The organism is Carboxylicivirga sp. M1479 (assembly GCF_007097485.1).
In the GTDB taxonomy this organism is placed as follows: domain Bacteria; phylum Bacteroidota; class Bacteroidia; order Bacteroidales; family Marinilabiliaceae; genus Carboxylicivirga.
Genome location: NZ_VKDE01000004.1, coordinates 315,219 through 326,714, shown reverse-complemented (window position 1 = coordinate 326,714; position 11,496 = coordinate 315,219). Strand labels below are relative to the sequence as shown.

Annotated in this window: 10 protein-coding genes; 3 read left to right on the top strand and 7 right to left on the bottom strand. The window is 37.8% G+C overall.

Features of this window, described 5'->3' with window-relative positions:
• Position 1: 1 nt before the first annotated feature.
• The gene (locus tag FNN09_RS04765; RefSeq protein WP_143300338.1) at positions 2 to 1,015 is read right to left on the bottom strand and encodes a FecR family protein; all 1,014 of its coding nucleotides are present in this window, start codon (positions 1,013 to 1,015) and stop codon (positions 2 to 4) included.
• Positions 1,016 to 1,291: 276 nt separating this feature from the next.
• Here FNN09_RS04765 and FNN09_RS04760 point away from each other — a divergent pair, with 276 nt between their 5' ends.
• Positions 1,292 to 2,905, top strand: a complete 1,614-nt coding sequence (locus FNN09_RS04760; RefSeq protein ID WP_143300337.1) for an ABC-F family ATP-binding cassette domain-containing protein — start codon at positions 1,292 to 1,294, stop codon at positions 2,903 to 2,905.
• A 72-nt stretch (positions 2,906 to 2,977) separates the two neighbouring features.
• On the opposite strand, the gene FNN09_RS04755 is transcribed toward FNN09_RS04760, so the two are convergent.
• Together FNN09_RS04755 and FNN09_RS04750 are read right to left on the bottom strand one after the other, a co-directional pair.
• The gene (locus FNN09_RS04755; RefSeq protein ID WP_143300336.1) at positions 2,978 to 3,244 is read right to left on the bottom strand and encodes a DUF4884 domain-containing protein; all 267 of its coding nucleotides are present in this window, start codon (positions 3,242 to 3,244) and stop codon (positions 2,978 to 2,980) included.
• Positions 3,245 to 3,286: 42 nt separating this feature from the next.
• Entirely contained in the window at positions 3,287 to 3,829 is a 543-nt protein-coding gene (locus tag FNN09_RS04750; RefSeq protein ID WP_143300335.1) for a GNAT family N-acetyltransferase, read from the bottom strand.
• Between the two features lie 193 nt (positions 3,830 to 4,022).
• Here FNN09_RS04750 and FNN09_RS04745 point away from each other — a divergent pair, with 193 nt between their 5' ends.
• Together FNN09_RS04745 and FNN09_RS04740 are read left to right on the top strand one after the other, a co-directional pair.
• Positions 4,023 to 4,757 (top strand): 1-acyl-sn-glycerol-3-phosphate acyltransferase, encoded by a 735-nt coding sequence (locus FNN09_RS04745; protein ID WP_143300334.1) that lies wholly within the window; start codon positions 4,023 to 4,025, stop codon positions 4,755 to 4,757.
• Positions 4,758 to 4,879: 122 nt separating this feature from the next.
• Positions 4,880 to 6,652 (top strand): hypothetical protein, encoded by a 1,773-nt coding sequence (locus FNN09_RS04740; protein WP_143300333.1) that lies wholly within the window; start codon positions 4,880 to 4,882, stop codon positions 6,650 to 6,652.
• Between the two features lie 43 nt (positions 6,653 to 6,695).
• Here FNN09_RS04740 and tilS read toward each other — a convergent pair whose 3' ends face one another.
• From tilS to pepT, 4 genes are all read right to left on the bottom strand, one after another.
• Positions 6,696 to 8,024: a tRNA lysidine(34) synthetase TilS gene (tilS, locus tag FNN09_RS04735; protein WP_143300332.1), complete on the bottom strand. Its 1,329-nt coding sequence runs from the start codon at positions 8,022 to 8,024 to the stop codon at positions 6,696 to 6,698.
• 56 nt (positions 8,025 to 8,080) lie between these two features.
• Positions 8,081 to 9,382, bottom strand: a complete 1,302-nt coding sequence (locus FNN09_RS04730; protein WP_143300331.1) for an anthranilate synthase component I family protein — start codon at positions 9,380 to 9,382, stop codon at positions 8,081 to 8,083.
• A gap of 114 nt (positions 9,383 to 9,496) precedes the next feature.
• Positions 9,497 to 10,129: a peroxiredoxin gene (locus tag FNN09_RS04725; protein WP_143300330.1), complete on the bottom strand. Its 633-nt coding sequence runs from the start codon at positions 10,127 to 10,129 to the stop codon at positions 9,497 to 9,499.
• A gap of 87 nt (positions 10,130 to 10,216) precedes the next feature.
• Positions 10,217 to 11,446: a peptidase T gene (gene pepT, locus FNN09_RS04720; RefSeq protein WP_143300329.1), complete on the bottom strand. Its 1,230-nt coding sequence runs from the start codon at positions 11,444 to 11,446 to the stop codon at positions 10,217 to 10,219.
• Positions 11,447 to 11,496: the final 50 nt, after the last annotated feature.

Here is an 11,496-nt window from a genome sequence, read left to right as displayed (position 1 = left end):
TTTACTTGAAATTTTTCTTGGGGGTAACTATTATTTTTCGGCCGACAGTTTCCACATTAAAAGGTGTGGCAATAGCAAAATGATTCATAACAGCCCACACTGTTTCTTCGTTTATTTCACCTGTATAACGTTCATACTTTAGACTTTCATCTATTTCTATCTCCACATCATAAAGTCGTTCTATCTTTTTAGCAAGCGCTACAAAAGGCAAATCTTTAAACTTAAGTTTTCCATCCTTCCATGCCGAGGCATCATTTTGCTCTTCCGTTTTATGTATTTTAAACAAGCCACTTGATTTATGGTAATGAGCGGTTTGACCTGGCTTCAGGTATCGTCCGTTAACGGTATTATTATTAGCACCAGAAAAACGAACACTGCCCTCATCCAAGGTTGTTGTCACCAATTCATCGTCGCTATAGCACGACAAGTCAAAACTTGTACCTAATACTTCAATGGTGATACTTTCTGTCTCAACTAAAAAAGGATTTTCCACATCATGTACAACAGAAAAATAGGCCTCTCCGTTTAATTCTAAGCGCCTGTTTGTGGCAGAAAAATTTGACGGTATCCGCACGCGTGAATCCGCATTAATAAATAAGTGAGTACCATCTGGCAATAACAATTCAGACTTCTCACCTTTGGGAACATATGTTTCAGTATAAAAAACGGCGGATTGATCATCAACAGCATTTTGCTGCAACAAATACGCTACACTACCTAATAACAGAGCAAACATTACGGCTGCTGCAACTTTGTAGCTATTTAACTTAATACGTAAACGTTGATGACCTTTGTCCAATCCTTTCGCAGTATTAAAACGATATAAAAAGGTATTGACATTACTTTCGCTTGCATGAGTAGATGTTCCAATCGAAGAGCTTACAGCCCACAAATTCTTTTGCTTAATAAACTCCCTCTTCAGATTAACATCGTTTTCTAAGGCTGAATAAAAACGAATCTTTTCGCTTTCTCTCATTCTACCTGACAAATACTGTATGATATTTTCTTGATTCACTCTATTTCAATTGTCGATTCAACAGTATAACACCCAAGTCAAGCTTACCCCCCAAAGAAATTTTACATTTTCTTTCTACTTAGACCAATCTCACATCCCTACACCTTAATATAGTGCACATTAGCATACGTAAAATATTTCTTTTAAAAGCGTCTATATTTAAATTAGCCATGGTATGCACTAAAGAAAATAAGCATCCAACCTTTTTTAACACTACAACAGCCTATAATTCAACTATTCTTTCTAATTTTGCGCCCTGAAAAACGGAGATGTAACATGATTACAGTATCAAACTTAGCCATTCAGTTTGGCAAAAAACCTTTATTCTCAGAAGTTAACCTAAAGTTTACTCCTGGTAATTGTTATGGTTTAATCGGTGCTAATGGCGCCGGAAAATCTACTTTCCTACGCATTTTAGCTGGCGATTTAGATTCGACGCAAGGTGGTATGAAAATGGAACCAGGCGAACGCTTATCTGTTCTTCGTCAGGACCACTATGCCTATGATGAATTTACAGTAATTAATGCTGTAATGATGGGCCATAAAGAGATGTGGGAAGTAATGCAAGCTAAAGATGCTTTATACATGAAGCCTGATTTTAACGAGGAAGACGGCATGAAAGCAGCTAAGCTTGAAGATGAATTTGCTGACATGGGTGGCTGGAATGCCGAAAGTGATGCTGCTGAATTATTAAGTGGCTTAGGCATCAAAGAAAACCTCCATAATCAGGAAATGAAAAACCTGACCGGTAAGGAAAAGGTACGTGTTCTTTTGGCGCAAGCTCTTTTTGGTAATCCAGACAACTTACTACTGGATGAGCCTACCAATGACCTGGATCTTGAAACAGTGCTGTGGTTAGAGAATTATCTGGCTAACTTCCAGAACACTGTAATTGTTGTATCCCATGACCGTCACTTCTTAGATAATGTTTGTACTGACATTGTGGATATTGATTTCGGAAAAATTCGCATGTTCTCAGGTAACTATACTTTCTGGTACGAATCAAGCCAGTTAGCAGCCCGTCAGCAAGCGGCACAGAATAAAAAAGCTGAAGAAAAGAAGAAAGAACTTCAGGAATTTATTTCACGCTTTAGTGCCAATGTGGCCAAGAGTAAGCAGACTACCAGTCGTAAAAAAATGATTGAAAAGTTGAACTTCTCTGAAATTCAACCTTCTACTCGTCGATATCCTGGTATTATCTTTCAACCCTCGCGTCAATCGGGTGATCAAATACTAAAGGTCGAAGACCTTAGTTGCACTATTGATGGTGAGGTTATGTTTAAAGATGTGAGCTTCAACGTTGAAAAAGATGAAAAAGTAGTATTTATATCCAAAAGTAACCGTGCTGTAACAGCATTCTTTCAAATTATAAATGGAGAAAGAGAGCCAGATACAGGTAAATTTGAATGGGGTCAAACCATTACTAGCGCTTATTTGCCAATGGATAACACCTCTTACTTTCAAAAAGAGATTAAACTTTATGATTGGTTAGGCCAATTTGCAAAAGACACATCGGAAGATTACATGCGAAGTTTCTTAGGAAAAATGCTTTTTTCAAATGATGATATCGAGAAGAAAGCATCTGTACTTTCAGGTGGTGAGAAAATGCGTTGTATGATTGCTCGTATGATGATGGAAGAACCAAATGTTTTGATTTTAGATCACCCAACAAACCATTTGGATCTGGAATCAATTCAAGCATTTAATAACAACATGAAAACATTCCCAGGGCAAATATTAATGGCATCTCATGACCATGAATTCATTCGCACAACCTGTAGCCGTGTAATTGAATTAACGCCTAAAGGGATTGTTGATAAATTAATGGATTTTGAAGAGTACCTGGCTGATGAAAATATCAAAGCCGTGCGTGCTGGCAAGTACGAATAAGCACACAATAAACCACTATATTTACACAAAAAGGGATAAGCTACATCAGTTTATCCCTTTTGTTTTTTCACTCTATTCTTCAATTTGCTTGAGCTCCCTAACTGTGTTAAGTACAACAGTTGTATCACTGGGAACAATCGTTACATCACTCCTTACGTTGGTAAAGTAAACATACGTACCGTTATCTAAGAAACGGTAAACTTTACATCCATCATGCTCAAATAGATATGCAACCTGGTAGTCCTTATTGTTCTCGGCTATGTTGGTACTAACTGGTTGTTGAAGAGCACATGAAGTAAGCATGAGAGCGAATAGTAAAAATGAATACATCTTCTTCATAACAAATTATTTAGGGGTTAAAACTTAAGCAAGACAAGACGTTTAGAGGTTGCCGTCACATTTAAGACGACTATATACATTTAAATCAACAAAACGATCATTCGAAAATCGCTCTCCTTGCCTTTCAACTCCTTCAAGCGCAAAGTTCAAACGAACTGGTACCTGTTGACTTTTAACGTTCTGCGTGGCACATTTAATTTGAATACGATTCATCCCCATTAAATTAAATGCATGATTACATAAATACTTGGTACAAGTAGTTGCTATGCCGTTTTTCTGATAAAGTTCGGATAACCAATACCCTAATTCAGCACGACTATTGGAGCGATCAATTTCTTTAAAACCGATCAAGCCAGCAAAATTATCATCGTATAAAATGGTATAAACAATTGAGGACGGTTGTTGATATTGAACTGAAATAGATCGAATAAACTCCTCTGTATCTTGCTGTGTTTTGGTGAATGCAACAAAGGGTAGCCATTCTCCAAGGTAGACTCGCTGGGAATCAATAGTTTGGAAAATAAGAGGAGCATCTTCCAGACCAATCGGTTTCAGCTGTAGCCTGTTATTTACTTTCAATAGCATAAGTAATCGTGTTAAGGGTTTACAATATAAGAAAACAACTGTTACTCACGTTTCTTCAGTGTTATTAAAATTGACATTAAAGCTAAAAGCATATTAATTGCAATTTATTTATCGCATTTGCCCTTTCTGAATATCAACTTTAGCCGATTTTTTTGTTTTTTTGTGCTTTTAAATTGATAACAAGAATAATACAATGAAATCAGTACTCGGTTTTTTATTAACACCAATTTTTCATCTTTACTATGGATTAGTGTTAGTTATTTTCCACCCAATTCAGGTTTTATCCAATCTATTAATTGGCGATGGTGCACGGCGTAAATCAGTTGATGCGCTAAACTTCTTTCTAGTAAACGGTCTGTATATTATGGGTTGTCGAATTAAGTTTAAAGGATTTGGCCAACTTCCTGAGGGACGTCCAATCATCATTGTAGCGAACCACCAAAGCCTATTTGACATACCAGCTGTAGTGTACAAGTTCCATAAATACTATCCTAAATTTATTTCTAAAATTGAGCTAGCTAAAAACTTGCCAAGTATATCATACAACCTTAAGCATGGTAAGTCAGCCTTAATTGACCGCAAAAATGGTTCACAATCCATTAAAGAAATTTTTAAATTAGGTCGACTAATTCAGGCTAATAACTATGCGGCCTGTATTTTTCCCGAGGGTACCAGAAGTAAAAATGGCAAGGTTAAAAAATTTATGAGTGCAGGACTCAACACATTATTACGAGCGGCTCCCGATGCCTTAATTATCCCTTTTGCGATAGATGGGCACAGCCGAATGATGGAAAAGGGCATGTTTCCACTTAAATTTGGTGAGAAAATTACCTACACCGCATTGGATCCAATCGAACCTAAAGGCAAAGACATTGAGCAGTTGGTAGCTGATATTCAGCTAATAATTAAAAAAGAACTGAATCAGTAAAATCGAACTTAGCAAAATAATATTCTAAATTATTGAAATATAATAAGAAACGACCCTCGGGTCGTTTTTTTTGTCTCATATAATAACGTATCTTCGTGCTTATAATTTAACAGGATTAATCAATGGATTTTTTGAAAAAACACACTTTTCATATTCCCGTTTTGGGACTTGGATATACCTTGGACACGCCAATTAATGTGGCACCCTATGGCATATCATCGGTAATATCTTTGGTGGATGATAAACTAATGGAACAAATGCGCGAGTTCTATTGTCAAAAATTCGACCTCCCATTTAAAGCCATTTCAGATAAAGTAGAGGATTTTAGAGCCAAGCGAATTACATCATATCTTAACATGGTGGATGACATCGTTAGTTCTAAGGTTACAGAACTGAAGCAATCAGCCATTGAAAAAGGCAGTGAGTTAGAGAAGTATTTTAGCATGCTACCTGATTTATCAGCAATCAAAGAAAAACTTAATCTTGCTGAAAAAAGTCGTCAGTTAAAGGATGATTTAAGCAATTGGATTAGCGAACATCTTCCTGTTGGCGAAATTGATGTTAACATCATGACGAAATTGGACAAGGTGAACTATAAAGATGGTGAACAAATGCCTATCGAATTTAATGATGCTCACGCTGCTGTACGAGGTTTCGCTAATAGTAAGCTGACTTCGTCATTGGTTCTTTCTGCTGGCATGAGCCCTCGCTTATACAGCTACCTTGAGAAATTCAAAGATTTCTTTCCAGACATGAACGGTGAGTTGAAAAAGAAAATCGTACTAAAAGTTAGCGATTTCCGTTCTGCTCTTGTACAAGGCAAAATGCTAGCAGCAAAAGGGATATGGGTTTCTGAGTATCGCATTGAAAGCGGTGTTAACTGTGGAGGACATGCATTCCCAACCAATGGTATTTTATTTGGGCCAATATTGGATGAGTTTAAAAAGAACCGCGATAGACTGATTGACACTTGCATGGCAGCTTATGAAGCAGGTCTTTCTAAAAAAGAACTGAATATACCTGCTGAAACACCTGCTATTAAAGTAACAGCACAAGGTGGTGTAGGTTCTAACGAGGAGCACAACTTTTTAATGGATCATTACCAGATGGATGCAGTAGGATGGGGAACACCATTTATGCTTGTTCCAGAAGCTGTAAGCATCGATACTGAAACCTTAGATTTATTAAAGCAAGCAAAAGAGGAACAACTATATTTTAGTGGTTTATCTCCTCTTGGCGTTCCATTTAACAGCGTTAAGTGGGCATCAATGAGCGAACAACGTATTGCAAATGCTGAAGCTGGAAAACATGGTATGCCTTGTACTAAGCAGTTTTTACAGTACAATACCGAGTATACCGATAAACCAATTTGTACAGCATCTAAGCAATATCAAAAAAAGAAGCTAGCTGAAATTGATGAGCAAAACTTATCAAAGGAAGCATATCAGGCAGCCTATAACACCATTATGGAAAAAGAGTGCCTGTGTGTAGGTTTGGGCATTTCTTTGCTTGAGTCGAAGAACATTGCAGTGGGTAAAACAGATAAGGTAACTGTATGCCCTGGTCCAAATTTAGCTTACTTCTCTAAGGAAGCAAGTTTAAAGGAAATGGTAGATCACATCTACGGCCGCACTAACCTGCTGGATAATCGTCATCGTCCGCACATGTTCTTAAAAGAGTTGGGTATGTACCTCGAAATTTTTAAAGAACGAATGGATAAATTTTTAGGCCAGCCTGATGATGCGAAAGAGAAGAAGCAACTTAAAGCTTTTCAAAAAAACATTGCTGATGGTGTAAACTATTACAGAGAATTATTTATCGAGAAGAAAAAGGAAATTGTTGAAGAGTTGGAAACAATGATCAGCAAATATCCATTGCTCAATAAAGAATTATAAAACACATCTAAAGACCTTAAGAAAATAACCTTAAGGTCTTTTTTTACTTCAGCTCTATCTCTAAAATACGCTTCGTACGTTTAGTTACTTTAAAACGATCATCGATACGACAGCCTGCAAGCCAAATCACATCTTCTCCACTTATCACCAACCAGGCATCTTCCTTATCCTTTAAACTATACTTTTTATCGATAAAAAAGTCGCTTAATTTCTTAAAGCCTTTCATACCTAGTGGCATAAACGAATCACCTTTCTGCCACTTACGAACTAAGAGCGGCAAATCCAGGAGTTCAGCATCTAAATGGATGCGTTGTGGATCACGAGAAAACTGAAAATCTTCTGGCTTACTATAAATCGATATATCCATAGGTAGCTCAACATTATTAAAGCCTTCCTCAACCCAGAAGTGAGGCACCTGAATCTCCTCAATAGGCATAACAAGTAGGTTATGACGATCTTTTATAAGGCGATGTGTTGCACTAAAAAACTGCTTCCCAGATAAGCCATGCAAGTGAGTGCTTACCTCCTTTACTACTGTAGTATTAAATCCATATGGTCTCAACACTTCAAACAATAGGGATTGATGATGTGGGTAATTTTCCAATTTAGAAATCGGAATTATCATCTTACCATGTTCATCCACAACTTCATCCTTCATAAAACGCTTCACTTCCACTTCCAACATCAGCTCCGCATCCATAAGGTGGGCCATATTAGCTAGCATGGTATCAAAAAAAGCGGGGTTAATCGACTCCAACACAGGAATCACTTCGTGCCTAATTTTATTACGAATGAATTTAGTATCGTCATTAGAGGCATCGTGGCAGAAAGAAATTTCTTCCTTTTTGCAGTAAGCTTCAAGCTCTGAACGCTTAAAGCCTAGTAAAGGGCGTACAACATTTCCGTTTCGAAAGCTAATTCCAGTAAGCCCTTTCACACCCGTTCCTCGAACCAGGTTTAAAAAGAATGTTTCAATGGAATCGTTGCCATGATGACCAGTGACAATGGAGCTAAAACCATATTTATTTAATAGTTCACTAAACCACTCATAACGCAGCTGACGAGCTGCCATTTCAATGGATACTTTACGGTTTTTAGCATATTCCTCGGTTGCAAAACTAGTGGTCAGTAATTCAATTTCGTGCTCACGACAAAAGTGAAGCACCAACTGCTCATCTCTATCAGATTCTTCTCCACGTAAGTTAAAATTACAATGTGCAGCCGCCAGCTCAAAGCCTAATTTGTTAAGAATATCCAAAAGTGCCATAGAATCAGCACCGCCACTTACAGCCACTAACAACTTATCGGAGGATACAACATTGCACATCTCCTCCAATATTGTGTAAACTTTACTCTTTGTTAGTTGACTCATATTGATGATTTAAGCACCTCCCCACTTCATTCGTGAAGTGAAGATTAGTACATATTTTAATTCTTAATATTAAAAACTTTCATAATAGCAGAAGCCTTTAATAAACACTCATCATACTCCTGTTGAGGATCCGACTGATTAGTAATAGCTCCACCCACCATAAAGGAAGCACATTGCTTTTTACGGTTATACAATATACTTCGTATGACCACATTAAAATCAAAGTCACCCTCAGGACTTACATATCCTACTGCGCCGCTATAAACACCCCTTTTGCTACACTCAAACTCCTCAATCAACTCCATGGCACTTAACTTGGGCGCACCAGTCATTGATCCCATAGGAAAGGACGTTTTGATAGCATCCATCCAGTTTCGTTCATCGGAAAGCTGGCATGAGACTGTAGAAATCATTTGATGAACCTGCTCAAAAGAATAGATACCACATAATTCATCAACCTTAACCGTACCCCGCTTAGCTACTCTCGATAGGTCGTTACGCACCAAGTCGGTAATCATGATATTTTCGGCTTGTTCCTTTTCCGACTTCCTGAGATATTGCTTGTTAGAGTTATCAATAAACCAATTCGAATCGCGCGGCGAAGTACCTTTTATGGGTTGAGAAATTAATTGGCTCCCCTCCTTCTTTAAATAGCGCTCGGGCGATGCGCCCATTAAAAATTTATCGTGGTATTTTATAAATGACGAGAACGGCGTTGGCGATACCTCTTTTAATCGTTGATAAATAAACTGTGGCATTAAATCCACATCATGAATAAAAAACTCCATGCAATAATTCAGCTCATAAATATCGCCTCGCTGAATGTGCCAAAGTACTTTTTCAATGGCTTGCAAATACTCCTGGTGCGAAACCTGATGATTTAATTTAATGTTTTCCAATGGCTCTTCAACAAGACAAATATGATTTAGATCCTGGATATAGTTCAACACATCATCCTTGGTATCCATTTCATCTAAATAGCCGACTTTCCAAGACTTACCATCATTTAAAAACAAATAACGAGGCCTAAAAAAATGCATATCAGGCATGCCTATCCTATCTGGATTATTCGAAACCAAATCCTCTAGTTGATTCTTAACATCATAGGCTAAAAAGCCCAATAGCCAGTCTTGGCATTCATCATGAAAAGCACCTAATTTTTCAATATCATCACTACAGCTATCAACACTTTGTAAGCCAGCAATAAAATCGTAATTGTTAGTTGTTTCGATGCAATCGGATGCTTTGAATCCATTACCATCTAGGATAACAGCTGTTCCTTCATTTCGTGAAGCCTGACACAGTTGCTGCTTGAATAATTGCTCATCATTCGGATGAATCTCAAAATATTGACGCATGCTACAAAAGTAAGAAAAAACAACTGTTTGCCATTTTGTCAAGGCTTGATTGTTATCAATAAAAAAAGCACCTCCAAAGAATGGAAGTGCTTTTTAGCTCAGTATATATCTTAATTATTTAGCTCCTAAATAATCGGCAATACCATCTTGTGTAGCTGTTAAGCCTTTGTCACCTTTGTGCCAGTCAGCTGGACACACTTCACCATTTTCTTCGAAGAACTGTAAAGCATCAACAATTCGGATAGCTTCTTCAACACTACGTCCCAATGGCATATCATTTACCACCTGATGGCGCACTAAACCTTCTTTGTCGATTAAAAATAATCCACGATAAGCCATTGGCGTTCCGTTAAAAACGATCTGACCATCGTCATTATAATCATACTCACCTGCAAGCACATCGTAGTTTTCTGAAATAGTTTTGCTATTATCAGCAACTAGTGGATATTTAACACCCTTAATACCACCATCTTTTGGCTCAGTCTGTAGCCATTTCCAGTGCGAAAATTCTGAATCAACAGAAACTCCAACCACCTCAACATTACGCGCTTCAAATTCTTTCATTTTATCCTGAAAAGCGATAATCTCTGTTGGACAAACAAAAGTAAAGTCAGCTGGGTAAAAATAAAGTATTACATACTTTTTTCCTTTATACTGCTCCAATGAGAAATTCTCAACAATTTCTCCGCCATTTACAACAGCGCTAGCGCTAAATGAAGGGGCCTGTTTTCCTACTAATACAGCCATAATCTTATTTTATTTAATCGTTAAACTTATTTCCTTAGTATCTTAAATCAACAGTCAAACAAAGATGCTCAAGGGATGTTCAAGCAATTAGTGTTTTTTTGCAACTAATTCAGAAATTTTAAGAATTACCTCAACTGCCTTTTGCATACTCTGCACGGGAACAAATTCAAAACGCCCATGGAAATTATGGCCACCAGCAAAAATATTTGGACATGGCAATCCCATATATGACAAACGCGAGCCATCTGTACCTCCTCTAATTGGCTTAACAATTGGCTTAACGCCAACCTCTTCCATCGCTTGCTTGGCAAAATCAACAACATGCATCACAGGCTCCACCTTTTCACGCATATTATAATACTGATCATTTATTTCAACAGCGGCGGTACCAGCACCATATTCAGCATTAATTTTGTTGATTAAATGCTGCATTTCGCGCTTACGATCCTCAAAACGATCACGCTTAAAATCGCGAATAATATAAACCATTTCTGTCTTCTCCACATCGCCATTGAAGGACATAAGGTGGTAGAAACCCTCATACCCATCGGTATGCTCTGGCGTTTCGTGACGAGGCAACATGGTCATGATTTGATTGGCGATACGAATTGAATTGCGCATTTTGTTTTTAGCATATCCAGGGTGCACCATTCTTCCGTTAACCGTTACTTGGGCTCCAGCAGCATTAAAATTTTCGTATTCAAGCTCTCCAATCTCAGATCCATCGAGTGTATAGGCAAATTCAGCCCCGAACTTTTCAACATCAAAATGATCAGCACCAGCTCCAATCTCCTCATCTGGAGTAAAACCGATACGAATTTTACCATGTTTAATTTCAGGATGATTTACCAAATACTCGGCTGCTGTAACAATCTCGGCAACTCCAGCCTTGTCGTCGGCACCAAGTAAAGTCGTTCCGTCTGTTACGACTAGGTCTTGATGAATATATTTCTCTATCTCAGGGAAGTCATCGGTTTTCAAAACGATGTCTTGCTCCTCATTTAAGACCACATTTCCACCCGCGTAATTTTCAATCACACGAGGTTTCACATTACGCCCCGAGAAATCGGGACTTGTATCCATGTGCGCTACAAAACCAATAACAGGCACTTCTTCGTCAATAGTAGCAGGCACAGTTGCCATTACATATCCATTTTTATCTAACGATACATCTTCAAGTCCGATGGATCTTAACTCTTCCGCTAAAGATTCTGCAAAAGCCATTTGACCAGGTGTTGATGGCGTTAATCCAGTATCAGTATCCGACTCAGTATCAACCACCACATATTTCAAAAATCTATTTAATACTTGTTCCATAAGAAAACTATTCGCTAAAAGCAGCTTGCTGATAGCTTATTATTATTTAG